Origin of the sequence: Streptosporangium pseudovulgare, from assembly GCF_014648055.1 — a bacterium.
In the GTDB taxonomy this organism is placed as follows: Bacteria; Actinomycetota; Actinomycetes; order Streptosporangiales; family Streptosporangiaceae; genus Streptosporangium; species Streptosporangium pseudovulgare.
This window is the reverse complement of the sequence record NZ_BMQJ01000002.1, coordinates 785,858-810,272: the sequence shown is the minus strand read 5'-3', so window position 1 is coordinate 810,272 and position 24,415 is coordinate 785,858. Positions and strand designations below refer to the sequence as shown.

24 protein-coding genes and 2 tRNA genes are annotated in these 24,415 nt (G+C 72.7%); 21 read left to right on the top strand and 5 right to left on the bottom strand.

Annotation, left to right across the window (positions count from 1 at the left end):
* The first annotated feature begins 67 nt into the window (after window positions 1-67).
* Window positions 68-508 (top strand): YybH family protein, encoded by a 441-nt coding sequence (locus tag IEZ10_RS07300; protein ID WP_189245651.1) that lies wholly within the window; start codon window positions 68-70, stop codon window positions 506-508.
* 189 nt (window positions 509-697) lie between these two features.
* Here IEZ10_RS07300 and IEZ10_RS07295 read toward each other — a convergent pair whose 3' ends face one another.
* Window positions 698-1,723, bottom strand: a complete 1,026-nt coding sequence (locus tag IEZ10_RS07295; protein ID WP_373287377.1) for a M48 family metallopeptidase — start codon at window positions 1,721-1,723, stop codon at window positions 698-700.
* A gap of 73 nt (window positions 1,724-1,796) precedes the next feature.
* On the opposite strand from IEZ10_RS07295, the gene nadD reads away from it, so the two are divergent.
* The 4 genes from nadD (at window position 1,797) to IEZ10_RS07275 (ending at window position 3,944) form a co-directional block, all read left to right on the top strand.
* Window positions 1,797-2,417 (top strand): nicotinate-nucleotide adenylyltransferase, encoded by a 621-nt coding sequence (nadD, locus tag IEZ10_RS07290; RefSeq protein ID WP_189245649.1) that lies wholly within the window; start codon window positions 1,797-1,799, stop codon window positions 2,415-2,417.
* 191 nt (window positions 2,418-2,608) lie between these two features.
* Window positions 2,609-3,016 (top strand): ribosome silencing factor, encoded by a 408-nt coding sequence (gene rsfS, locus IEZ10_RS07285; RefSeq protein WP_189245648.1) that lies wholly within the window; start codon window positions 2,609-2,611, stop codon window positions 3,014-3,016.
* The gene (locus IEZ10_RS07280; RefSeq protein WP_189245647.1) at window positions 3,013-3,645 is read left to right on the top strand and encodes a histidine phosphatase family protein; all 633 of its coding nucleotides are present in this window, start codon (window positions 3,013-3,015) and stop codon (window positions 3,643-3,645) included. Before rsfS ends, IEZ10_RS07280 begins: the two co-directional genes overlap by 4 nt.
* Before the next feature lie 226 nt (window positions 3,646-3,871).
* A tRNA-Ala gene (locus IEZ10_RS07275) sits at window positions 3,872-3,944 on the top strand.
* 132 nt (window positions 3,945-4,076) lie between these two features.
* On the opposite strand, the gene IEZ10_RS07270 is transcribed toward IEZ10_RS07275, so the two are convergent.
* Window positions 4,077-4,871, bottom strand: a complete 795-nt coding sequence (locus tag IEZ10_RS07270) for a TVP38/TMEM64 family protein (RefSeq protein WP_189245646.1) — start codon at window positions 4,869-4,871, stop codon at window positions 4,077-4,079.
* A gap of 168 nt (window positions 4,872-5,039) precedes the next feature.
* Window positions 5,040-5,567, bottom strand: a complete 528-nt coding sequence (locus IEZ10_RS07265) for a 2-thiouracil desulfurase family protein (RefSeq protein ID WP_189245645.1) — start codon at window positions 5,565-5,567, stop codon at window positions 5,040-5,042.
* A 261-nt stretch (window positions 5,568-5,828) separates the two neighbouring features.
* Between IEZ10_RS07265 and IEZ10_RS07260 the strand changes: the two genes are divergently transcribed.
* From IEZ10_RS07260 to IEZ10_RS07225, 8 genes are all read left to right on the top strand, one after another.
* Entirely contained in the window at window positions 5,829-6,191 is a 363-nt protein-coding gene (locus tag IEZ10_RS07260) for a hypothetical protein (RefSeq protein WP_189245644.1), read from the top strand.
* A 101-nt stretch (window positions 6,192-6,292) separates the two neighbouring features.
* Window positions 6,293-6,658, top strand: coding sequence for a hypothetical protein (locus IEZ10_RS07255; RefSeq protein ID WP_189245747.1), 366 nt, complete (start codon window positions 6,293-6,295; stop codon window positions 6,656-6,658).
* Between the two features lie 60 nt (window positions 6,659-6,718).
* A complete protein-coding gene (locus IEZ10_RS07250) occupies window positions 6,719-7,396 on the top strand; it encodes an SRPBCC family protein (protein ID WP_189245643.1) in 678 nt (225 codons plus the stop codon).
* 232 nt (window positions 7,397-7,628) lie between these two features.
* Window positions 7,629-8,858, top strand: coding sequence for a CynX/NimT family MFS transporter (locus IEZ10_RS07245; protein WP_189245642.1), 1,230 nt, complete (start codon window positions 7,629-7,631; stop codon window positions 8,856-8,858).
* Between the two features lie 61 nt (window positions 8,859-8,919).
* Window positions 8,920-9,780: an alanyl-tRNA editing protein gene (locus tag IEZ10_RS07240; RefSeq protein WP_229811029.1), complete on the top strand. Its 861-nt coding sequence runs from the start codon at window positions 8,920-8,922 to the stop codon at window positions 9,778-9,780.
* Between the two features lie 238 nt (window positions 9,781-10,018).
* Entirely contained in the window at window positions 10,019-11,449 is a 1,431-nt protein-coding gene (locus tag IEZ10_RS07235) for an MFS transporter (RefSeq protein ID WP_229811028.1), read from the top strand.
* Between the two features lie 19 nt (window positions 11,450-11,468).
* Window positions 11,469-11,541 (top strand) — tRNA-Ala (locus IEZ10_RS07230).
* Window positions 11,542-11,754: 213 nt separating this feature from the next.
* Window positions 11,755-12,981: an MFS transporter gene (locus IEZ10_RS07225; RefSeq protein WP_189245641.1), complete on the top strand. Its 1,227-nt coding sequence runs from the start codon at window positions 11,755-11,757 to the stop codon at window positions 12,979-12,981.
* On the opposite strand, the gene IEZ10_RS07220 is transcribed toward IEZ10_RS07225, so the two are convergent.
* On the bottom strand, window positions 12,962-13,378 hold the full coding sequence (locus IEZ10_RS07220) for a putative quinol monooxygenase (protein ID WP_229811027.1): 417 nt from the start codon (window positions 13,376-13,378) through the stop codon (window positions 12,962-12,964). The two genes, IEZ10_RS07225 and IEZ10_RS07220, sit on opposite strands and share 20 nt — an antisense overlap.
* 197 nt (window positions 13,379-13,575) lie before the next feature.
* Here IEZ10_RS07220 and IEZ10_RS07215 point away from each other — a divergent pair, with 197 nt between their 5' ends.
* The 7 genes from IEZ10_RS07215 to IEZ10_RS07185 all read left to right on the top strand — a co-directional run bounded on the left by IEZ10_RS07215 (window position 13,576) and on the right by IEZ10_RS07185 (window position 22,832).
* On the top strand, window positions 13,576-15,012 hold the full coding sequence (locus IEZ10_RS07215) for an MFS transporter (RefSeq protein WP_189245640.1): 1,437 nt from the start codon (window positions 13,576-13,578) through the stop codon (window positions 15,010-15,012).
* A gap of 39 nt (window positions 15,013-15,051) precedes the next feature.
* Window positions 15,052-16,605, top strand: a complete 1,554-nt coding sequence (locus tag IEZ10_RS07210) for an FGGY family carbohydrate kinase (RefSeq protein ID WP_189245639.1) — start codon at window positions 15,052-15,054, stop codon at window positions 16,603-16,605.
* Window positions 16,602-18,275 (top strand): glycerol-3-phosphate dehydrogenase/oxidase, encoded by a 1,674-nt coding sequence (locus IEZ10_RS07205; RefSeq protein ID WP_189245638.1) that lies wholly within the window; start codon window positions 16,602-16,604, stop codon window positions 18,273-18,275. Before IEZ10_RS07210 ends, IEZ10_RS07205 begins: the two co-directional genes overlap by 4 nt.
* Entirely contained in the window at window positions 18,272-19,834 is a 1,563-nt protein-coding gene (locus tag IEZ10_RS07200) for an FAD-binding oxidoreductase (protein ID WP_189245637.1), read from the top strand. Before IEZ10_RS07205 ends, IEZ10_RS07200 begins: the two co-directional genes overlap by 4 nt.
* Before the next feature lie 16 nt (window positions 19,835-19,850).
* Window positions 19,851-20,462, top strand: a complete 612-nt coding sequence (locus tag IEZ10_RS07195; protein ID WP_189245636.1) for a glycerol-3-phosphate responsive antiterminator — start codon at window positions 19,851-19,853, stop codon at window positions 20,460-20,462.
* 280 nt (window positions 20,463-20,742) lie between these two features.
* Window positions 20,743-21,699: a DMT family transporter gene (locus IEZ10_RS07190; RefSeq protein WP_189245635.1), complete on the top strand. Its 957-nt coding sequence runs from the start codon at window positions 20,743-20,745 to the stop codon at window positions 21,697-21,699.
* The gene (locus tag IEZ10_RS07185; protein ID WP_189245634.1) at window positions 21,699-22,832 is read left to right on the top strand and encodes a zinc-binding dehydrogenase; all 1,134 of its coding nucleotides are present in this window, start codon (window positions 21,699-21,701) and stop codon (window positions 22,830-22,832) included. Before IEZ10_RS07190 ends, IEZ10_RS07185 begins: the two co-directional genes overlap by 1 nt.
* A gap of 7 nt (window positions 22,833-22,839) precedes the next feature.
* Here the strand turns inward: IEZ10_RS07185 and IEZ10_RS07180 are convergent, their stop codons facing one another.
* A complete protein-coding gene (locus tag IEZ10_RS07180; RefSeq protein WP_189245633.1) occupies window positions 22,840-23,433 on the bottom strand; it encodes a TetR/AcrR family transcriptional regulator in 594 nt (197 codons plus the stop codon).
* Window positions 23,434-23,503: 70 nt separating this feature from the next.
* Between IEZ10_RS07180 and IEZ10_RS07175 the strand changes: the two genes are divergently transcribed.
* Complete coding sequence (locus IEZ10_RS07175) at window positions 23,504-24,397, top strand: NADP-dependent oxidoreductase (RefSeq protein WP_189245632.1); 894 nt, start codon at window positions 23,504-23,506, stop codon at window positions 24,395-24,397.
* Window positions 24,398-24,415: the final 18 nt, after the last annotated feature.

Genomic DNA, 24,415 nt, shown 5'->3' with positions numbered 1-24,415 from the left:
CGGGGCGCCGTGTCGTCGTACCGGTGAGAGGCCGAGACGCCAGACCGAAGGGAAGGGACGGACAGCGATGACCACGCAACGCGAGGTGGACGAAGCCGAGATCAGGCGGCAGGTCGACGGGATCATCGAAGGAATGCGGGCCAAAGATCTGGAGGTCCTGCGGCGGCTTTACACAACGGACGTCGTGTCCTTCGACGTCGAGCCGCCGCTGCAGCACGTCGGGGTGGACGCGAAACTGAAGAACTGGGCGAAGGTGTTCGCGTTCTTCCAGGATGTGAATTATGAGGTTCGCGACCTGACGTTCACCATGGGCGACGACGTGGCGTTCGGGCACGGCTTCGGCCGGCTCAGCGGCACGCTGAAGAACGGGACGGCGACGAGCGGTATGTGGGTCCGGGCCACCTTCTGCTTCCGGAAGATCGACGGCCGTTGGCTGATCGCGCACGACCAGGTCTCCGTGCCGTTCGACATGGCGAGCGGCAAAGGGGTGACCGACCTCGAACCCTGACGGGTCGCGGAGGGTGTGGCGGCGGTCACGGCTCGTCGTACCCGCCGGCCGGCCGCTTCCCCGGAATGCGACGGGACGCCGCCCCCGGGAACCGGGGTCCCGGCCGGTGCGGCGGTTCGTCTGTGCGGTGTTCTCCGACGGCGCCCCTGAAAGGCCCGGGAACGCTTCTCCCGGGCCTCCGGGTCACCGTCAGTTGCCGTCGCGGCGGGCGAAGCGGTTGAAGATGCGCTCCCCGGCGTTGACCGCGCCCTCGGCGACGTCACGCAGCACGCCGATGAAGGGGTCCTGCGACTGCGACCAGGACTCGCGGTAGGAGCGGGCGGCGGCCTTGATCTCCTCGGTGATCCGCGCGTCGGCGTCGTCGGCCCGGCGGGGGTAGTCACCGCCGAGCATCCGCTCGTAGTCGCCGCTGCGGTGCCACCTGTCGAGCTCGGCGACCCGCGAGACCGCGAACGGGTGGGTGGTGCCCAGCAGGTTGAGGACCTTCAGCAGGCCGTCGCGGACGTCGCCGGCCGTGTCGTACTCGCGCGCCTGGTCGAGGAACGCCTCGATGTTCATCTCGTGCAGGCGCGAGCCGCCGGCGAGCTTCATCAGCGCGCGCAGCGCGGCCTCCGGGTCCTGGCCGCAGAGCAGGCCGCCGCGGTCGGCCGACAGCTCCGACTTGCGGTGCCACTCCTCCAGCCCCGCGACGATGGCGCGCAGGCCGATGTAACCGAGCGGGATCCACGCCACGCGGCTGGCCAGGCGGGTCAGGATGTCGAGCATGGTGCGGTAGACGGCGTGGCCCGACAGGATGTGCGCGGTCTCGTGGCCGATGACGAAGCGCAGCTCCTCGGCGTCCATCAGGTCGAGCAGGCCGGTGGTGACGACGATGAACGGGTCGTCGAAGCCGATCGCCTTGGCCTGCACCGCCGGGCTCTGCTGGACGTAGATCTCCGGGATGCGGTGGAGATCGAGGGTGTAGGCGGCGTCACGGCCTATGTCGTGCAGCACGCGGAACTGCGTCTCGCTGGTGCGCACGGTCGAGGCGAGCTGGATCAGGCGCAGACGGCGTTCGCTGACCAGGCCGGACATCTGCTTGAGCACCGTGTCGAAGCCGCTGAGCGAGCGCAGGGCGACCAGCGCGGACCGGTCAGCGGGATGTTCGTAGGCGCGAGAGCTTATGCCTGGCAGCTGCACGCGGTTGCGATCCGGGGTGGTGGTCATGCCCGGCATGCTACGTCGGACCCGCCTGGTGTGCGCGGGACCGGGGGAAAGCCGGTCGCGGGCCGCGCGCTAGGGTCCTTCCATGATGAACGCGTCTGGCCGCGGGGGAAAGCGGCGCCTGGGCGTCATGGGCGGCACCTTCGATCCCATCCACCACGGTCACCTGGTGGCCGCCAGTGAGGTCGCCCACCACTTCGACCTCGACGAGGTGGTCTTCGTGCCCACCGGGCGCCCCTGGCAGAAGGCCGACAAGACGGTCTCCGCGCCGGAGGACCGCTACCTGATGACGGTCATCGCGACGGCCTCCAACCCGCGCTTCTCGGTGAGCCGGGTGGACATCGACCGGCCGGGGCCGACCTTCACCATCGACACGCTGCGGGAGATCTCCACCGAGCGGGGCCCGGACACCGAGCTGTTCTTCATCACCGGCGCCGACGCGCTGGCGCAGATCCTGAGCTGGCGCGACGTCGACGAGCTGTTCACCATCGCCCACTTCGTGGGCGCCACCCGGCCCGGCCACGTGCTGCGCGACCCCGGCCTCCCCGAGGGCCGGGTCAGCCTGGTGGAGATCCCGGCGCTGGCCATCTCGTCGTCGGAGTGCCGCGACCGGGTGGCCGCGGGCGAGCCCATCTGGTATCTCGTGCCCGACGGCATCGTGCAGTACATCAACAAGCGCGGCCTGTACCGCGACCCCGAGGCCTGACCCGGCCGCGGGCCGTACGGCGTCGGCCCGCGCGGGGACTTCGTGACCGGAACGGAATCGGGCGGTGCCCGCCGGGCGTTGTAATGGGGTGGCAACATGACAGGCGCTGTGATCGCGGCAGTTCTTCGGGGGCTCCCGATGGGGCACCCTGGTAGGTGACAGCGCCGACTACAGGAGGACTAACCGACACCGTGACCGCAACCGACAGATCCGTCCAGCTCGTCAGAATCGCCGCAGAGGCCGCCGCCGACAAGCTGGCCGACGACATTCTCGCCTACGACGTGAGCGACCAGCTCGTCATCACTGACGCCTTCCTGCTCTGCTCCGCCTCCAACGACCGCCAGGTCCGCGCCATCGTCGACGAGATCGAGGAGAGGCTGCGGCTCCAGGCCGACGCCAAGCCCGTCCGCCGGGAGGGCGAGCGCGAGGGCCGCTGGGTCCTCCTCGACTACATCGACATCGTCGTGCACGTCCAGCACGAGGAGGACCGCACCTTCTACGCCCTTGAGCGCCTGTGGAAGGACTGCCCCTCCATCTCCCTGCCGGACAGCGTGGCCCAGGCCGCCGCCCAGCGCGCCCGCCGGGCGGTATCTGAGTGAGCCGCCGTGTCGTCTGCCTGAGGCACGGCCAGACCCTCTGGAACGTCGAGAAGCGCTTCCAGGGGCACACCGACATCCCGCTGGACGAGACGGGCCTGGCCCAGGCGGCCCGCGCCGCGTCGTTGCTCGCCGCCCTCAGGCCCACCATGATCGTCTCGTCCGACCTGCGGAGGGCGTACGACACCGCCGCGGCGCTCGGCCGCCTCACCCGTCTCGACGTGGCGGTGGACAAGGACCTCCGCGAGCGGGGCGGCGGCGAGTGGGAGGGGCTGACCCGCGCGGAGATCGCCGCCGGCTGGCCCCGGGAGTTCGCCGACTGGGAGGCGCCCGGCGGTGAGCCCGTCACCCACGTCGCCGAGCGGGTGTCGTCGGCGGTCCGCCGCTGGGCGGACCGGCTGGCGCCGGACGGGCTGCTGGTGGTCGCCTCCCACGGGGCGGCGATCCGTCTCGGCGTCGCCCGGCTCATGGGCCTGCCGGAGGAGCTGTGGCCGACCCTGGGCGGCCTGGGCAACTGCTCGTGGTCGGTCCTGGAGGAGGGACGCAAGGGCTGGCGCCTGATGGAGCACAACGCCGGCACCCTTCCCGAGCCGGTGCAGAGCGACGACAGCCCCGAGGCGACGCAGTCCTGACGTCGCGCGGGCTCGCGGCCACCCGCGGCCCCGCCGACGGCGACCGTCCCCGACGTCGCGCGGGTTCGTGGCCCCGCCGCCGTCATCGGCGACGACCGCTTCGAGGCCGCGTGGACTCGCGCCCGGCCGCGCCGGGTGCGGGCCGCACCGCGGCCGATTAGGCGATCGCGCCGCTTCCCTATATGCTTCCCAAGCGCCGCGACGAGAACACTCGGAGCGGTGACCAGGGGCTATGGCGCAGCTGGTAGCGCGCCTCCATGGCATGGAGGAGGTCTGGGGTTCGAATCCCCATAGCTCCACCGCGGGGCCGTTCCCGGAACGGCCCGGGGGTGACCGACGAGATCCCGCCTGATCAAGACGATCAGGCGGGATCTCGTCGTTTTTCCGGCCGGATCACAAAGGCGCGGCCGGATCACAAGGACGCGGCCGGATCATGAGGACGCGGCCGGGGAGGAACGCGCGGCGCGCCGCCGTACGGCCGCCCGCCACAGGGGGACGGCGCCCAGCAGGACGGCACACCCGGCGCCGGCGATCCACGTCACGGGTGAGGCGGGCGCGGAGGCCGACGCTCCGGCGACCACGTAGACGGCGTTCCCCGGCACCGTGCCCAGCAGCGTCGCCGCGATGAACGGCCCCGGCCGCACCCCGGAGAGGGCGGCGCCGAGGTTGACCGCGGCGAACGGCACCCCCGGCAGCAGGCGCAGCGCCAGCACGCCGCCGAACCCGTGACGGGTGAGCCGCCGGTCGAGCGCGGTCAGGACCCGGCCCCGCAGCAGCGGCCGCAGGGCGTCCCGGCCGAGCAGCCGGGCGGCGGCGAAGGCGGTCACCGCGCCCACGGTGGTGCCCGCCACGGCGAGGGGCAGGCCGTAGGCGATGCCGAACAGGGCGCCGGCGGCGGCGCTCAACGCCGGCTTGGGGACGAAGGCGAACGTGCCCAGCGCGTAGACGGCCACGAAGGCCGGTCCCGCCCAGACCCCGGACGCGAGGCCGCCCGCGCCGGAGGTGAGCGACCGCTGGGGCTCCCAGAGCAGTACCGCCCCGGCGGCCGCTCCCAGGAGCAGGACGAGCAGCGCAAGGCGTGCCCACGGTGACAGCAGGAGGCGGGCCGCGCCCCGGGACGGGACGGGGGGCGCCGCCGGGGCGGAAGACGTCGGAGGGGCGGGGGCCGACGGCTGGATCGCAGTGGCGTCGGGGGCGGCGTCGGGGGTCGCACGGGAGGCGGTCACGGGGCGGCTTCCTGCGGATGGTTTCGGGAACGGCCCCACCGTACGCCGTGCGGCGGTGCCCGATCGCACATCGGGTCGGCGGATACGACCACCCCGGGACCGGCGTCGCCGGGCTCTTCCGGGAGGGCGCGGGCCCGCGCGGCCGCATCGGCCTCAGGAACCGGCCGATCAGACGGGGTCCCGCCGCTCTCCGGGAGCGGCGGCCCGCTCCAGTTCGCGCAGCCGCAGACCGGCCTCGGCGATGCGGTCCTCGCCGAAGACCGCGATGCCGTGCCGCAGCAGCAGCGCGGTGGTGACGCCGTCGCCGGGCACGCGCCCGCCGCCGAAGGCGCCGTCGTGGACGACGAGGCTGCCGCAGGAGGGGCTCGCCTCCTTCAGGATCGCCAGCCTGACACCGGACGCGCGGGCGGCCTCCAGCGCCGCGTGCGCGCCCGCCAGGAACGCCCCGGTGACGTCGGCTCCGGCGGCGGTCAGCACCCGGGCGGCGCCGTCCAGCACGGCCGCGCCCCCGGCGCCGCCCTCGATCTCGGCGGCGGGCCGCGGAACGGGCAGGCCGCCCGACACCTCGGGGCAGAAGGGGATGAGCCGCCCCTCCTTCCGCCAGGCGGCCAGCAGCGCGTCGTCGCTCGTCTTGGCGGCGCCGTCGTAGCGGACCCGGCGGCCCATCAGGCAGGCGCTGACCAGGATTCTCTCCACCCGCCCAAGCTTAGGCCCCGCCGCGCGGGCCGGTTCGCGCCCGCTGCGGCCGGTACGGGCGAAGGCCCGCGAACCGGAACCCGGAAGGCCGCGGGACGGCGCCCCGGGCGCACGAGCCGGGACCCGCGGAGGGGACCGCCGGCCGCGGACCGGGTGGAGGTGCCCCGGGCGCGCGAGCCGGGACCCGGACGCCGCGGCGCGGGGGGCGGGGCGTCCGGGCAGTACGCTGATGCCCATGTCCGCAGCCCCTGTGATGTCCCGGTGATCGGCCCGTTCGCGGCGGCGCTGATCGCGCTGTCGTTGCTGATCGTCGTGGCGGGCGCCGTCACCGCCGCCCGCGGCCGCGCGATGGGGACCGTACTGCTCGGCGCGCTGGCGGTGCTGGAGGTCGCCCTGCTCGTCCAGGCGGGGCTGGCGATCGCCGAGCTGACGGGCGGCCAGGGGATCAAGGAGACGGCCACCTTCGTCGGTTATCTCGTCGGAGTCCTGATCATCCCGCCCGCGGCGGCGTTCCTCGGGCTCGCCGAGCGCTCACGCTGGGGGGCGGTCGTGGTCGCGGTGGGCGGCTTCGCCGTCTGCGTCATGGTCGGCCGGCTGCTGCAGCTCTGGCAGGGCGCGGCGTGAGCGGCGCGGCGGCCGGCGGCGCGCCGGAGGGGGAGGAGCCGGTGACCGGGCGCGGCGGGCACGACCGGGACGGCGGCCGCCGAGGCGGGGGCGAGCCTGCGATCGGCAGCGGGCCGGGGCGCGCCCTGGTCGCGGCGTACGGGCTGTTCACGCTGGCCGCGGGCGCGCGCGCCGCCGTGCAGATCGCGACGCGGTTCTCCGAGGCCCCGCTGGCGTACGCGCTGTCGGCCTTCGCCGCCGCCGTCTACCTGGTGCTCACCGTGGCGCTGGCCAGGGGGAACCGCCGGCTGGCGCTGACCGCCTGCTGCGTGGAGCTGGCCGGGGTGCTCGTGGTCGGGACGCTCAGCATGGCGGACCCGGCGGCGTTCCCGAGCGCCACGGTCTGGTCCGGCTACGGCAGCGGCTACGTGTTCATCCCGCTGGTTCTGCCGTTCGTGGGGCTTTACTGGCTTTTGAGGCGTCGTTAGTTAGAGCCGTACCGCATCGGGCAGCTCTGCACCCCGTACACCGAAAAGGGAGGCAGGACTGTGAGCACGATCGAACAGTCGATCGACGTGAACGTGCCGATCCGTACGGCATACAACCAGTGGACCCAGTTCGAGAGCTTTCCCGAGTTCATGGAAGGCGTCGAGTCGATCAAGCAGCTGACGGACACCCGTACGGCGTGGGTCGTCGAGATCGCCGGGGTCCGTCGCGAGTTCGAGGCCGAGATCACCGAGCAGCACCCGGACGAGCGGGTGGCCTGGAAGTCGGTGGACCGCCCCCACCAGGCCGGTGTGGTGACCTTCCACCACCTGGGTCCCGAGAGCGCCCGGGTCACGCTCCAGATGGAGTACGACCCGGAGGGCTTCGTCGAGAAGATGGGCGACTGGCTGCAGATCGTCCGCACGCGCGTCCGCGGTGACCTGGAGCGTTTCAAGACGTTCATCGAGGCGCGCGGCGGCGAGACCGGCGCGTGGCGCGGTGACGTGCCGGGCCCGCAGGACAGGGAGGCGGGCGTCGGCGGCGTCCCCGGCGGCGTGACCGGCGCCGGCGGGGTGACCGACGTCGGCGGCGGCATCGGCGGGCCGGTCCCGCCGGGCACCGTCGGCGGGCAGAACTTCCCCCCGAGCCCCTCGCTGCCCCCGCCCGGCAGCGGCCCGGTGCCGCCGGCCGGCCGTCGGCTCGGCGAGGAGCCGCCGCCCGCCACCGGTCCGGTCATCTGACGCGACCGGCGCGGAGGCCGATCTCCTGGGGCGCGGTACGGCGGATCCTCCGCCGTACGCGCCGGGGAACGGGAAACCGGGCCACGTCCTGTAAAGGGGCGCGGTGGCCCGGTTTTCATGTTGTCATGGGTTTTCCGGGGCAGGAACAAATCGCCATTTGACCCCTGTTACAGTTGAGTCAGCCAATCATCCTACGATTCGACGAGTCAACTGACGGAGGTCTGGAACCCGTATGAGCGTGCTCACCCAGGAGACGCGCAGCCGCACCGGTGGATCGTCAGGATCTTTGGCCTGGTTGCTCGTGGCGGGGATCATCCTCGCCGCCCTGAACCTGCGCACCGCCGTCACCAGCGTGGGGCCGGTTCTCGACCAGATCTCCTCCGGCCTCGGCATGTCCGGGGTCGGGGTCGGCCTCCTCACCACCCTCCCGGTGCTGATCTTCGCCACGGTCGGCGCGGTGACGCCGACGCTGGCGAGGAAGACCGGCGAGCACCGGCTGCTGCTGGCCGCCCTGGTCGTGCTCGGCGTGGGCCTGCTGGTCCGCGCGGTGGTGGGCTCGGCGGGGATCTTCCTGGTCAGCAGCGCCCTGGCGCTGTCGGGCGGCGCGGTGGGCAACGTGCTCATCCCCACCCTGATCAAGCGCCACTTCCCCGGCCGGGCCGGGACCATGACAACCGTCTACACCACCGCGCTCGCGGTCGGCACGATGCTCGCCGCCGCCGCGACCGTGCCGATCGAGCGGGCCGCCGACGGCAACTGGCACGTTGCGCTGGGTGTGTGGGCGGCGCTGGCCGCAGTCGCCGTCATTCCGTGGCTTGCGCTTCTGCGCAGTGAGCCGGAGCGGGACGCGGGCAGCAAGGACCTCGGCACCGGAACCCTGGTGCGCAGCAGGCTCGCCTGGGCCGTCGCCGCGTACTTCGGCACCCAGAGCATGGTGGCCTACATCATGTTCGGATTCCTGGCGAAGATCCTCATCGACGGCGGCTACACCACCGGGCAGGCCGGGCTGCTGCTGGGCGTCTTCACCGCCATCAGCATCCCGGTCTCGATGGCCGTACCCGCGGTGGCCACCAGGTTCGCCGACCAGCGGCCGGTGGTGGCGGCCTTCGTGGTCTTCTACCTGGTCGGCTTCCTCGGCCTCTGGCTCGCCCCGCCCTCCCTGGCCTGGCTGTCCACGCTGCTCATCGCCATCGGCATGGGGTCCTTCCCGCTCGCGCTGACCATGCTCGCGCTGCGCACCCGCACCCCCGAGGCCACCGCCGCGCTGTCCGGCTTCGGGCAGAGCGTCGGCTACCTCATCGCGGGCGCCGGGCCGCTGCTGGTCGGCGTGATGCACGAGGCCACCGGCGGCTGGGCGACCAGCTACCTGCTGCTGATCGCGGTGGTCCTGGTGCAGCTGGTGGCCGGCTGGTACGCGGGCCGCGACCGCTACCTGGAGGACGAGCGGGCACTGCCCCGCTGACCTCCGCCGCGCGTGCGGGTACGGTCCGCGTCCCGACGGGGGCGACGCGGACCGTACCCGCATGCTGCATGATGTGGGGATGAACATCGGCGGATCGACGTTGGTCAGCTATCCGGCGGGCGAGGTCAGGGGGCGCTCGGCGGTCGTGGCGACCTTCCCGGTGGGCGGGCGCCACGGCACGGTCGTGGCCGAGACCCCGTTCCACCCCCTCGACCACACCTGGCCCGACCAGCCCGCGGACACCGGAACGATCGGCGGCCTGCCCGTCGCCGACTGCGTGACCGGGGCCGTGATGGAAGGCGAGGAGACCGTCCACCTCGGCCCGGACATCCCGGTGCGCCGCGGCACGCCCGGCTGGAGCTGGCTGGTCGTCCACGTGACCGACGCCCCGGTGACGGACACCGAGGTCGAGCTGGCGGTGGAGGCCGAAGCCCGCCGCGCCCTGTCGGCCGGGCACACCGCCTGCCACCTCGCCGCGCTCGCGCTCAACGCGGCGCTGGCCGGGCGGTGGCGCAAGGAGGTCCCCGCCGACGGGCTGGGACACCCCGACTTCGACCAGACGGCCATCACCTCCTCGCGGATCGTGCCGGGCGGCAGCGTGGACGTCTACCGCCTGGGCAAGTCGCTGCGCCGTAGGGGGTTCTCGGCCGAAGGGCTGTCCGCGGAGCTGCCGGAGATCGCCGAGCGGGCGAACGCCCTGCTCAAGGAGTGGGTGGCGGCCGACGCCCCGGTCTGGATCGACAGCCCGGGCCCCGAGCTGACCGCCCGCCGGACCTGGCACTGCGGCCTGCCCGGGGCGGAGGTCTCCATCCCCTGCGGGGGCACGCACCTGTCGCGCACCTCCGAACTCGGCGCGGTCGCCGTCGCCCTGGACCTGTCTGAGGACGGCGCCGAGCTGACCATGCGCACCACCGCGGGCTGACGCGGGGACGCGGCCCTTCGGCCGCGACCGGTCAGGGCGTACGGTCCGGCGGCAGTGACCGGTCAGGGCGTACGGTCCGGCGGCAGTGACCGGACGCGCGGGCACGCGCCCCGTGACCGGAGCCACCGGGATGTCACGGCTTCTGTCACGATTTCCCCGGTACCGCACGGACGCCCATTGGGCGCGTCCCGGTTACGATCTACCATTCCTTTGCGAAGGGCCGGGGAACGGGGGGACCGTGGCAGGGGCAGTCGTCGTCGAGCCGGGTGTCGAACGGCGGAGCGGGCGGCTGTGGCCGACCCTGCTCGCCCTGTCGATCGCCGGAATGGTGGTCTCGGTACAGCAGACCGTGGTGATCCCGCTGCTGCCCCGCCTGATGGTCTCCTTCGGGGTGCCGGTGGCCGAGGTCACCTGGGTCTTCACCGCCTCGCTGCTGGCCGGTGCGGTCGCCACGCCCCTTCTGTCCCGCATGGGGGACATGTACGGCAAGAAGCGGATGATCCTCCTCACCGTCGGCCTGCTCGCCCTCGGATCGGTCGTCTGCGCCCTGTCCGGCACCCTCGCCACGCTGATCGCCGGCCGCGCCCTGCAGGGCGCGTCGGCGGCGGTGATCCCGCTGGCCATCGGCATGATCAGGGACAGCTTCCCGAGGACCCGGGTGATGACGGCCATCGGCGTGGTCAGCGCCACCATGGGCGTCGGCGGCAACATGGGCATGATCGTCACCGGGGTCATCGCCGACCGCACCACCAGCCACCACCCGGTCTTCTGGATCACCGCGGCCCTGGCGGCGGCCGCGCTCGTGCTCATCGCGCTGACCGCCCACGACGGCGGGGCCAGGGCCGGAGGCCGTCCCGACGTCATCGGCGCGGTCCTGCTGTCCTGCTGGCTCGTCTGCCTGCTGCTGGGCATCTCCAAGGGCAACGACTGGGGATGGGGCTCAGGGCGCGTCATCGGCCTGTTCGCGGGCGCCGCGGCGCTGTGCGCGGTGTGGGCGTTCAGCCAGCTCCGGATGCGGGCCCCCATGGTGCGGCTCCACCTGCTCGCCGGGCGCCACTCCCTGCAGGCCAACCTCGCCTCGCTGCTGCTGGGCTTCGCGATGTTCGGGTTCTTCACCCTGGTCTCCAGCTTCGTCCAGACGCCGCCCGCGGCCGGGTACGGCTTCGGCGGGTCGGTCCTCGACGTCGGCGTCTACGCTCTGCCCAGCACGGTGACCATGCTGGGCGCCTCCTTCATGGCCGGCCGCCTGTCCGCGCGGCTCGGGGCGGCCCGCTGCCTGGCCCTCGGCGCGACCCTCACCGCGGCCGGGTTCGGCTGGTTCACCCTCTCCAACGCCTCCGTGCTCGACCTGGTCTGCTCCAACGCGCTGCAGGGACTGGGCTTCGGGATCGCCTACGCGGCGCTGGGGACGCTGGCCGTACAGCACGTCCCGATGAGCGAGAGCGGCATCGCCAGCGGCATCAACTCCCTGGTCCGCGCCATCGGCGGCAGCGTCTCCGGGGCGGTCACGGCGGCGATCCTGACCTCGGTCACCATCGCCGGGACGGCGGTGCCGTCCCGGGACGCCTACGTCCTGTGCTTCGCCGTCATCACGGTGAGCACCGTGATCTCCGCGGGGGTCGCCCTCGTCTCCAGCCGGATGGCACGCGGGGTGTCCGAAGTGGGCTAAGATTTCATCTGCACCGCAAGGGGCTATGGCGCAGCTGGTAGCGCGCCTCCATGGCATGGAGGAGGTCTGGGGTTCGAATCCCCATAGCTCCACCGCGGGGCCGTTCATGAGGCGGCCCGAAGGTGGTTGACGAGATCCCGTCCGATCGGCTCGATCGGGCGGGATCTCGTCGTTTTCCCGGGTCGGCCGTGGCCGCCGGCGGGCCTGTCCGATCGGGTGCGCCGGTCGCGGAGCAGGGCGCCGCCGGCGCGTGGCGGTGAAAATGCGTTGCCGCGGATCCCTGCGAAACGTATGGTTTTGCGCTCGTGATCACAGTGGTGGAGAGGGCCCTTCCTGCCCGGCTGGGGACAGGGTTCCGGTGGCTGCTGGCCTCGAGCTGGCTGACGAATCTCGGTGACGGGGTCGCGGCCGCCGCGGGCCCGCTGCTGATCGCGACGTTGACCCGCGACCCGCTGATGATCTCGCTGTCGGCCCTGGTGAGCTGGGCGCCGCCGCTGCTGTTCAGCCTGTACGCGGGGGTGCTGTCGGATCGGCACGACCGGCGCAGGATCGTGCTCGTCGCGAACGCGGTACGGGTCATGGTGCTGGCGGCGCTCGTCGCGCTCATGGTGACCGGCACCGTGACCGTGGTGACGGCGCTGGTGGCGCTCACGCTCCGGTCCATCGCCGAGGTGTTCGCCGACAGCGCGACGGCCACGCTGACGCCCATGATGGTCGGCAAGGACGATCTCGTCATCGCCAACGCCCGCCTGGGTACGGGATTCATCACGCTCAATCAGCTCGCCGGGCCGCCGATCGGCGCGGCACTGTTCGGCCTGGGCTTCACCTGGCCGTTCGCGGCCCAGCTGCTCCTGGTGATGGCGGGGATCGTCCTGGTCTCCCGGATCGCGTTGCCGCCGCACGGCCGGCAGGCCGGCGACCCCGGGGCCGGCACCGTACGGGAGCTCGTCGCCGGGTTCACCTGGACCATCCGGCACGCCGCGGTCCGCACGCTGGCGCTCACCATCCTGATCTTCAACTTCACGTTCGGCGCGGCCTGGTCGGTTCTCGTCCTCTACACCCAGGAGCAGCTCGGCCTCGGCGCCATGGGGTTCGGCCTGATGACCACCATCGGCGGGATCGGCGGCCTGGTCGGTACCGGCCTGTACGGGGCCATCACCCGCAGGGTGAGCCTCGGCGCCCTGATGCGGGTCGGGCTCATCATCGAGACGCTCACCCACCTGGGCCTGGCCCTGACCCATTCGCCGTGGGTCGCCGGGGCCATCTTCCTGGTCTTCGGCGCGCACGCGTTCATCTGGGGCACGACCTCGGTCACCGTCCGCCAGCGCGCGGTCCCGAGCGAACTCCAGGGCCGGGTGGGCAGCGTCAACACCCTCTGCGTCTATGCCGGCCTGGTGGTCGGCTCGTTGATCGGCGGCCTCCTGGCCACCCGCTTCGGCGTCGCGGCGCCGTTCTGGTTCGCCTTCGCCGGTTCCGCGGTGTTCGTCGTGCTGCTGTGGCGGCAGCTCATGCTCATCGCCCACGACGACTGAGACGCGACCGGTGAGGTCGCCTGCTCAACCGTCGTGAGCCGTCGGGGAGGGCGGCCCAGGGAGCGACGGGCGGGGCGGCCCCAGGGGTCGTCGGGCGGGGCGGCTCAGGGGTCGAGGGGCTCGTAGGCGACGACCTCCCGGGAGGCGAGGCGGGCAGGCAGTCGCCGACGACGTGCTTCTGGAAGTGCTCGGAGGCGCGGTGCGCCTCGAAGGCCGCGGCGTCGACGTACCGCTCGTAGATCATGAATCGCCGGGGGTCGTCGACGGAGACATGAGCCTGGTAGGCGAGGTTGCCCGGTTCCCGGCGGGACAGTGGGGTGATGAGCCGGATGATGTCGGCGACGGCGTTCTCCTCGCCGTCGCGGGCGGTCCATACGGCTTGCACGACATAGGGCATAGTGGGCGACTTTAGGATGAATGCCCCTGATTGTCACGTCTGTGCCACACCTCTTGACATAGCGGATGACCTGGGCATAACGTCCCGTAAACGGCAGGCACAGACGAAGACATCCCTGTCAGTGGTCTTCGTCTGTGCTTTTTGTCGTTCCTAGACCGCTGGCAAGGGATCCAAACCCCCCTGAAAGGCGGCTGGGCATGAACGACAGCCTCGCGAACCCGAGAACGGTGGTCATCCGCAACGCGGGAGACGCGGCCGATCTCATCGACACCCTCAAGAGCCTGAGCGGCAGGGCGAACTGGATCTGGTTCCTCGCCCTGGCGGGGCTGTTCCTGGACGCCTACTCCAACGCGGCGCTGGGGGCGGGACTGTCCCCCATGGTCAAGCAGTTGGACCTGTCACCCACGCAGGTCGGCGTGCTCACCGCGATGGCCCCGGCGATCGCGATCATCTCCAATCCCTTCGGCGGCTGGCTCGCCGCGCGGATCGGCCGGATCAAACCGCTGATGATCACGAAGGTCGTCTTCGCGCTCGGCGCCCTGCTGACCGCGGCCGGCTCGGATTTCCAGACGGTCTTCGCCGGGCGGGCCCTGGTGGGCATCGCCTACGGCATCGACTTCGCCGTGGCCATGGCGCTGCTCGCCGAGTACACCCCCGCCTCCCTCAAGGGCAGGCTCAACTTCTGGCAGGGCGTCTGGTACACCGCGACGACCATCAACCTCCTGCTCACCCTGGTGTTCTACAAGTTCGACGTCGGCGCCGACATCTGGCGCTGGTCCGTCGGCTCCTCGGCCGCCTTCGCGCTCGTCCTGCTGGTGCTGCAGCTCTCCTTCCTGGTGGAGAGCCCCACCTGGCTGGCGTCCAAGGGCAGGCTGCGGGAGTCCGTGGCGAGCCTGCGCCGGATGTACGGGTTCGCCGTGCAGGAGGGCCCGCAGGAGACCGGTCAGGCCGCCGCCGCCGCGCGCCAGGTCGGGTTCCGGGACGCGGGCGTGCTCTTCCGCAAGCCCTACCTGCCGCGGACCATGCTGTCGACCGTCATCTCCCTCACCCAGGCCATGCAGTACTTCGCCGTGGGCTGGTACCTGCCGGTGATCAGCCTTGAGCTGTTCGGCAAGGAGTTCGAGAAGGCGACCATGGGGTCCATGGCGTTCAACGCGGTCGGCATCGTCGGCGGCTGCCTGTCGGCCTACTTCGGCCGCCGGCTGGGCCTGCGGATCAGCTCGATGGCCGGGTACGCCGTGGTGTTCGTCGCCCTGCTCGTCATGGGCGCGACGTTCAAGGAACTGCCCGTCGGACTGGCCGCCCTGCTGCCGGTGCTGTTCATCTTCTTCCACTCCGCCGGCCCCGGCCCCAACGGCAAGTCGATCGCGGCGCTGTCGTACCGCAGTGACATCCGCACCCTGGGCACCGGCGTGACCGGCATGCTCGGCAGCCTCGGATCGGTCGCGGGCCTTTACCTGTTCCCGCAGCTCCAGGCGGGCATCGGGGTGGGCAACAGCCTGATGGTCCTGGCGGTGGTGCCTCTGATCGGCCTGCTCGCCTGCATGGCGATCAAGTGGGACCCGACCCGCGCCGTGGTGAACCTGGAGGAGGAGACGATCAGCCTCCAGGAGCGCAAGCCGGTGCCGGCCTGAACGGTGTCCGACAGGGACACGACGAAAGGACCTTCACGGATGAGCAGGGAGCGCCGCCGAGGCGTACTCAGCATCGATGAGGGCACCACGGGCACCCGTGCCGCCGTCGTCCTCGACGACGGCGGCGCGGCGCCGCCCGCGTACCTGCCCATCTCGGTCCACTCGCCCGACCATCTGCGGGTCGAGCAGGACGGGACGGAGATCTGGGCGAACACCGTCCGGGTCTGCCGGGAGGCGCTGGACTGGGCGGCCGCGCACGACGTGGAGATCGTGGGGGTGTCGGTCGCCACCCAGCGCGCCACCGTGCTGCTGTGGGACACGGTGACCGGCTCGCCGTTGAGCCGGGCCGTGGTGTGGCAGGACCGCCGGTACGCCACGCGGCTGCGGGAGTGGGAACCGGAGTGGGACGCGCACCTCGCCGAGCGCACCGGCCGGCCGGTCGGCTCCCGGGCGCCGCTGCTGTGGGCGGCCGAGGAGATCACCCGGAACGCGGCCGCCGCACGGGCCCACGACGAGGGCCGGCTCGTCTTCGGCTCGGTCGACACCTGGCTGGTGTGGAAGCTCACCGGCGGGGCGCGTCACGTCATGTCCGCCACCAACGCCGTGGCCACCGGCGCCTACGACCTGCGGACGGGTGACTGGTACGAGCCGTGGGTGGACTTCCTCGGCTGCCCGCGCGACGTGCTGCCGCGGATCGTCGACGAGGACGGCGACCTCGGCTTCACCGACCCGTCGGTCCTCGGCGTACGGCTGCCCATCCTGTCCGTCATGGGCGACCAGCACGCGGCGATGATCGCGCTCGGCGCCCACCGGCCCGGCCAGGCCATGTGCGTCCACGGGACCGGCACGTTCCTCGACGCCGTCGCGGGTGACCGGCCGCCCGCCCACCGCCGCCGGGTCCCGGGTGTGCTCACCCTGGTCGGCTGGCGCTCCCAGGGCGCGTCCCTGTTCAGCCTGGAGGGGTACGCCTCGACGACCGGCTCCGCGATGCGCTGGCTGTGCGAGGAGATCGGCCTGTTCGAGTCGCCGGCCCGGCTGGCCGAACTCGCCCGCGAGCACACCGGGCCGACCCGGGTGAAGTTCCTGCCCGCGCTGGCGGGACTGCGGACCCCCGTCTGGTCGCCGGAGACCACGGGCGTCCTCACCGGGCTCAGCCTTTCGACGACCCGGGCGGAACTGGCGCGCGGCATCCTCGACGGCTTCGCGCACTCGGTGTGCGACCTGCTGGAAGGCGTGGAGGCGGTCATGGGCCTGCCGGTCACCGACCTGTTCTGCGGCGGCGGGCTCGCCACCAGCGACGTGCTGATGTCCAGGCAGGCCGACCTGATCGGCCGGCCCGTACGGCGCGCCCGCGGCAACGAGACCGCCAGCCTCCGCGGCACCGCCTACCTCGGCGGCGTGCGGGCCGGGCTGTGGCCGAGCCTCTCGGCGGCCACCGTCGGGCTCCGGACGGCCCCCGTCTTCGAACCCACCCTGGCGGACGCCGAGCGTCAGGAAGCCCGCGCCGAGTGGCGCGACCTGCTGGCCCGTCACACCACCGCCGCCGGCCACGGCGGCCCCGAACCCGATTCACAGGAGGAATCAGCGTCGTGATCAGGCTTCCTGAACGTAAGGCGAGGTCGGAGACGAGAAGCGCCATCCGCCGAACCCCGCTGAAGATCGACCGCCAGGGGCAGATCGAACGGCTCGCCTCCCGGCCCGTGGACGTGCTCGTCGTCGGCGGCGGCGTGACCGGCTGCTACACCGCGCTGGACGCCGCCGCCCGCGGCCTGACCGTGGCGCTCGTGGAACGGGACGACTTCGCGTCGGGCACGTCCTCCAAGTCGTCGAAGATGGTGCACGGCGGCCTGCGCTACATCGAGCAGGGCAACCTGCCGCTGGTCCGGCGCTCGCTGCTGGAGCGGCAGCGGTTCCGCCGCAACGCGCCGCACCTGGTGCAGCGGCTGCCGTTCGTCTTCCCCGTGCTCGCCCAGGACGGCGTCTTCGACGCGCGCATCGCCAAGGCGTTCGAGGGCCTGCTGTGGACCTACGACCTCGCCGGGGGATGGCGCATCGGCAGGCTGCACCAGCGGCTCAGCGTGCCCGAGGTCCTCGCCCGCGCCCCGCGGCTGCGCGCCGACCAGCTCAAGAGCGGACTGCTCTACTACGACAGCCGCACCGACGACGCGCGCCTGACCCTGACCATCGCGCGGACCGCCGCGCACTTCGGGGCGACCGTGCTCAACGGCGCCGTCTGCCGCGGCCTCATCCGCGAGGGCGGCAGGGTGCGCGGCGCGACCGTCGAGGTCGACGGCCGCGACATCGACGTGCGGGCGGGCGTCGTGATCAACGCCACCGGGGTCTGGTCGGACACGCTCGACGCCCTGTCGGACCCGGGCCACCGGCCCCGGATCCGGCCCGCCAAGGGCGTGCACATCGTGGTGCCGTGGACCCGGCTGCCCATCGACGGCACCGTGACCGTGCCCATCCCGGGCCGGGCCCGCCGGGCGACCTGCACCCGGTGGGGGGACGTGGTCGTGGTCGGGACGACCGACACCGACTACGAGGGCTCCCTGGACGAGGTGCTGTGCACCCGGGAGGAGATGCAGTACCTCCTCGACGGGGCCAACACCGCCTTCGACGCCGCCCTCACCCCCGAGGACGTGGTCGGCTCGATCGCCGGGCTCCGCCCCCTGGTCGGCGGCAAGGAGGGGGCCACCCTCGACATGAGCCGCGACCACCGCATCACGACGGACGCCCACGGGCTCGTCACCGTCACCGGAGGGAAGCTCACCACCAGCCGCCACATGGGCGAGCTCGTGGTCGACGAGGCGCTGAAGGTGCTCGGCCGCCGGCTCCGCTGCCGTACGGAGCGCCTTCCCCTGCTGGGCGGCGCCGGCTACGACGCGGAGGCCACCTCCGCCACCGGGGGGCTCGGCGCCCACCTGGGCGGGCGGTACGGCACCGAGGCCCGCTTCGTCACCGACCTCTTCAACGAGGATCCCTCCCTCGCCGAACCGATCATCGAGGGCACCGCTCACCTGCGGGCCGAGGTGGTCTACGCGGCCCGCTGCGAGCTGGCGCGGAACGTCGACGACGTGCTGTCCCGCCGTACCCGGATGCGGGTGTTCGCCCGGGACCTGTCGGTGAAGGCCGCCCCGGAGGTCGGCCGGCTGCTCCAGCGGGAACTCGGGTTGTCCGACGACGAGGTCGCCCGGCAGATCGACGACTACATCTCCGGCATCGACCGCGAGAAGACCGTACTGATGGAGGCACATTCATGATCAGCAGGCAGACCATCACGCACCCGTTCAACCGGGGCGACTACGTCGTCGGCGCGCCCACCCCGCCGCGCTGGGCCGCCGACTGCCCGCCCGGCACGGGGAAGGCCAGCCTGCAGACCGCCGTGGTCGAGGTTCCCGACGCGGTCGTCGCCGAGTTGCGCGAGGTCGCCGCCGCCGTGCACACCGACCGGGACGAGGTGATCCTGCGCACCCGTGACTGGTGGGCGGGCACCTCCATCGGGGAGACCGACGGCGCCCCCGCCACCCCGGACGCCGTGATCGTCGAGGCGGCCGACGAGGAGCAGGTGGCCGCCGTGGTCCGCGTCTGCCACGCGCACGGCATCCCCCTGACGGTCTCGGCCGGCCGCAGCAACGTCCTCGGCGCCGCCCTGCCGGTGTTCGGCGGGGTCGTGCTGGACGTCTGCCGGCTCAACCAGATCATCTCCTTCGACGCCGAGTCGATGATCGTCGAGGTGCAGGCGGGCATGTTCGGTGACCTGTTCGAGAAGGAGCTGCAGGAGGAGCACGGCGTCACCACCGGGCACTGGCCGTCCGCCTTCGCCATCTCCACGGTCGGCGGCTGGGCGGCCTGCCGCGGCGCCGGCCAGCTGTCCACCCGGTACGGGAAGATCGAGGACATGGTCGTCGGGCTGGACGTGGTCCTCCCCGACGGGAGCACCGCCAGCTACGGCACCTACCCCCGGGCCGCCGTCGGCCCGGACCTGCGCCAGCTGTTCATCGGCTCCGAGGGCACCCTGGGCGTGATCACCCGGCTGCGGCTGCGGACCCACCGGCTGCCCTCCTACGCGAAGGGCCTCGCCTACGGGTTCGACACGTTCGCCGCGGGCCTGGACGCCTGCCGGGAGATCCTCCAGCGGGGCGCGACCCCCGCGGTGCTGCGCCTGTACGACGCGCACGAGAGCGGCACCCACTTCGGCGAGCCGGGCACCAACCTGCTGCTCATCGCCGACGAGGGCGACCCGGAGCTGGTGGACGCGACCATGGCCGTGACCGAGGAGGTCTGCGGTGAGCGGGCGTCGGTGACGCTCGACGGCGAAGCGGTCCTCGCCCGCTGGCTGGACGAGCGGATGCTCGTCGGCAAGTCCGGCGACGGCTTCGCCAAGGGTCCCGGCTTCGTCGCCGACACCTGCGAGATCGCCGGGTCGTGGTCGTCGCTGCCGGCGATCTACGACGAGGTGGTGGCGGCCATCGAGGCGGTCCCGGGGACGCTGCGCGCCTCCGCGCACCAGTCGCACGCCTACACCGACGGGGCCTGCCTGTACTTCTCGCTCCGCGGTGACGTGGAGCGGGAGCGCCGCCGCGAGTGGTACCGGGCCGCCTGGGACGCCGCCAACGAGGTGCTCATCCGGCACGGCGCCGCGATCAGCCACCACCACGGTGTCGGGCTGCTGCGCTCGCCGTACGTCGAGCGTTCGCTGGGCGGCGGCTTCGCCACCCTGGTGGCGGTCAAGCAGGCCCTCGACCCGACGGGGATCATGAACCCCGGGAAGCTCGGACTGCCCAGCCGTTTCGGGGCCGGCACGTCCGACCAGGACTAGCGCATAAGGTGGACCGGTGAACCCTCGTCCGAAGCGCCCCATCGACCGGCGCCTGCTGGCCGCCCTGGCGGAACACCCCGTCATGGCCTCGCTGGTCGGTGCGGAGATGGCGGACCGGTTCACCACCACCTCGACCCCGCTCGGCATCCTCGCCTCGGTCCCGCTCGGCGACCTGGCGGCGACGGTCCAGCGGACCGTCGCCGCCGGCAAGGTCGTGTTCGTCAACATGGACTCGACCCCCGGGCTGGGTCACGACCCCGGCGCCCTGACCTACCTCAAGGGGATCGGGGCGATCGGGATCTGCTCCACCCGCGCGGCGATCATCGAGCGGGCGGGCGGCCTGGGACTGCTGGCCATGCAGAAGGTGTTCGTGACCGACCGGTCCAACCTGCGCCGCAGCCTCCAGTCCGTCGCCCGCTCCCAGCCGGACCTGGTCCAGCTCATGCCCGCGGTCGTGCTGCGCTACATGGGGCGGCAGGCCAGGGACCTCGGGGTGCCGTATCTGGCCGCCGGGTTCGTCCAGGACGCGACGGACGTGGCCGAGGCGCTCCACCACGGCGCCGCCGGAGTCTGCACCTCGGACGAGGGCCTGTGGGAGCTGCGCCGGTCCGCCCTGCGCGTCTCCTGAGGCACCTGCCCGCACACCGGTCCGTCCGCCCGTCCTGACGCGTGCGCGGGGCGGGCCCGCGTGTCCCCGGCCGCCGCGTGATCCCGATCGCCGGCGGCCACCCCCGCTGAGCGGTCTCCGCTGAACGGTCTCCGCACGGAAGGACGACTCGTTGACGCCGACAACGCCGGACCCGCCCGGTCCGCCCCCCGGGCCGCCGCCGGCGGCCTCCGGCGCTCCGCCCGGCGGGGCGGACGGGGCGGCGCCCGGACCGGCCCCGCGGAGGGGCGGCCCGCGCCTGATGGCGTTCGCGCCCCCCGTGTTCGTCGTGCTCTGGAGCAGCGCGTTCATCGCGGGCATCCCCGGACTCCAGGCCGCTCCGCCGTTGCTCCTGATGTTCGCGCGCTTCGCCCTGGCCGGGGTGCTGCTCACCGGGTACGCCCTGGTCACGCGCGCCCCCTGGCCGCGCGGCCGGGCCGTGGCGCACATCGCCGTCACCGGTCTGCTGATCCAGGCCGTCCAGTTCGGCGCCTTCTACACCGCGCTCGGCATGGGCTTCCCGGCCGCCGTCGTCTCCCTCGTCCAGGGGCTCAGCCCCGTCGTCGTCGTGCTGGCCGGCCGGTTCCTCGGCGAGACGGTCACCCGGCGGCAGGCGCTCGGCTTCGCCCTCGGCGCCGCCGGTGTGGTCCTCGCCGTCGCCGACCGGGTGAGCCTCTCGATCTGGGGTGTGCTGCTGTGCCTGCTCGGGCTGCTCGGGTTGAGCACCGGCACCCTCTACCAGAAGCGTTTCGTCCCCCGGATGGACGTCCGCACCGGGACCGCCGTGCAGCTTCTCGTCAGCGCCCCGGCGGTCGGGCTGGCCTGCCTGGCCGTCGAGACGCCGCGGGTGTCGGACTGGACGGCGTTCGGCGCGTCCGTGGCCTGGATGGTGCTGGTCAACTCCATCGCGGCGTTCATCCTGCTCAACACGATGCTGCTCCGCTGGTCCGCCGGCCGGGTGAGCACGTTGTTCTTCCTGACCCCGTCGGTGACGGCGGTGCTGGCCTGGCTGCTCGTCGGTCAGTCGCTGCATCCGCTCGCCGTCGCGGGGCTCGTCCTCGGCGGCGCCGGTGTCCTGCTCGCCAACCGCCGGGCCGCCCCGGAACAGGCGGCGGACGGCGGCGGCCCGGGCTCGTCTCCGGAGGGTCCCCCCGCGCGTCCGTCCGCCGGTGAAACCGACACCGAAGAGAACCTGGAATCGTCCGGAAAGGTGCTGTGATGAGAATCCGCGGAGCCGTCCTGGAGGAGGTCGGCCGGTCCCGCCCGTATGCCGCGTCCCGGCCGCTGTCCGTCTCCGAGCTCGAACTGGACCCGCCCGGCGACGGCGAGCTCCTCGTCAGGATCGAGGCGGCGGGCGTGTGCCACTCCGACCTGTCGGTCGTCGACGGCAACCGGGTGCGTCCCGTCCCCATGCTCCTGGGGCACGAGGCGGCCGGCCTGGTGGAGCGGGTCGGCGCCGGCGCCGGCGTCGACGACGTCGAGGTCGGGCAGCGGGTCGTCATGACCTTCCTGCCCCGCTGCGGCGCGTGCGAGGGATGCGCCACCGACGGGGTGACGCCCTGCGTCGCCGGAAGCGCGGCGAACAACGCGGGAACGCTGCTGGGCGGCGGTGTCCGCCTGCGCCGGGACGGCGCCGAGGTCCTGCACCACCTCGGGGTGTCCGCCTTCGCCACCCATGCCGTCGTCGACCGGCACTCGGTCGTCCCGGTGGGCGAGGACGTGCCCCCCGAGGTCGCCGCGATCCTCGGCTGCGCCGTCCTCACCGGCGGTGGCGCGGTCGTCAACGCCGGCAGGCCGTCCCCCGGCCAGACGGTGATGGTCGTCGGGCTCGGCGGCGTCGGCATGGCCGCGCTGATCACCGCCCTCGCCCTGGACGGCGTCACGGTCATCGGCGTCGACGGCAATCCGGACAAGCTCGCCACCGCTCGGGAGCTGGGCGCCCACGCGACGTACGGCCCCGCCGAGGTCGCCGAGCTCGGGATCAGGGCGCCCGTCGTCATCGAGGCGGCCGGGAACGCCCGGGCCTTCGAGGCCGCGGTCGCCGCGACCGCTCCGGGCGGCCGCACCGTCACCGTCGGGCTCCCGGCGCCCGACGCCCGGTCGTCGATCTCGCCGCTCGGGCTCGTGGCGGAGGGCCGGACCATCATCGGGAGCTATCTCGGCTCGGCGGTCCCCGCCCGTGACATCCCCGTCTTCGCGCGGATGTGGCGCGAGGGCAGGCTCCCGGTCGAGGCGCTGGTGTCGGCGAGGATCCGGCTCTCGGAGGTGAACGAGGCGATGGACCAGCTCGCCGACGGGACCGCCATCCGGCAGGTCATCGTGTTCGACGACCCCTCCGGACGGCGCGTCTGATCCGCCGTCAGCCGGCCGCCCGCGCCCGGCAGCCGCTGACCTCCCAGGCCGCCTCGATCATCCGGAAGATCTCGTCCACCGCGGCCTCCGGATCGGCCGCCTCCCTGGCCAGCGAATAGGCGTCGATCGCGAACCTCGCGATCGCCCGGCAGGCCGTCGCGGTCGGTGGCAGGCCGAGGTCGGCGGCGATGGCCGTCGCCAGCGACTCCGCGTGGCGCAGCCTCATCGACTTCTCGTACTCCCGCAGGGCGGGTGATTCGTCGATCATTCCCCAGATCGGGGCGGCGCCGTCCGCCGTGCAGTGCCGTACCAGGGCGTGGATCTCGCGGCGCAGCGCGGGGATGAGCGGCTCGTGCGGCGCCCGGCCGGTGACCGCCCGCATGAGGCGTTGCTCGAAGTCCTCGTCCTGCTCGAAGACCAGGGCCTCTTTCGAGGCGAAGTGGGAGAAGAGCGTGGTGACGGCCACGTCGGCCTCGGCGGCCACGTCGCGGATGCCCACCGCGTCGTACCCGCGTTCCAGGAAGAGCCGCAGGGCGGCGTCGGCGATCTTCTGGCGGGTCGCGGCCTTCTTGCGCTCCCGGCGTCCGGGCGACACGGTCATGTCCTGACACTACCAGATGCAAATCCGTAACGGTTTTTAAACACTAACCGTTAGTGCTACGGTCGGTCGCATGAGGAAAGTGAGCTTCGCCGAGTTCGGCGGTCCGGACGTTCTCCGGCTCGTGGACGCCGAGGAGCCCCACGCGGGTCCCGGCCGGATACGCATCGCCGTGCGGGCGGCGGGCGTGAACCCCGTCGACTGGAGGATCCGCGAAGGCCAGATACTGAAGGCCCATCCGATCGAGCTGCCCTCCGGAGTCGGGCTGGACGCCTCCGGAGTGGTGGACGAGATCGGCGAGGGCGTCGAAGGGGTCGAGGTCGGCGACCACGTGTTCGGCGAGGGTTCGAGCACCTACGCCGAGTTCGCCGTGCTGTCGGCCTGGGCCCGTATGCCCGAGGGCCTGACGTTCGAGGAGGCGGCCGGGTACCCCTCCGTGGTGGAGACCGCGCTGCGCATCATCCGCGAGGTCGGTGTGCGGTCCGGGCAGACGCTGCTGGTCAGCGGCGCGTCCGGGGGAGTCGGGTCGGCGGTCCTCCAGATCGCCCGCGACCGCGGCATCACGGTGATCGGCACGGCCGGGGCCGCGAACCAGGACTACCTGCGCAGCCTGGGCGCCCTCGCCACGACGTACGGCGAGGGCTGGGTCGAGCGGGTGCGGCGGCTCGGCCGTGTCGACGCGGCTCTCGACCTGGCCGGCTCGGGCGTGATCCCCGAGCTCGTCGAGCTGACCGGGGATCCGCAGAAGGTGGTCTCCATCGCCGATCTCGGCGCACCGGAGTTCGGTGTCCGCTTCTCCGGCGTGGCCGGGAGCGTGCCGGAAGCGCTCGCCGAGGCCGTCGGCCTCATCTCGCGGGGGAGGCTCCACATCCCGGTCGAGAAGTCGTACCCGCTCGCCGAGGCCGCGGCGGCGCACATCGACAGCCAGGCCGGTCACACGCGCGGGCGCCGGGTCATGGTCGTCTGAGCCGTCTCCCGCGAGATC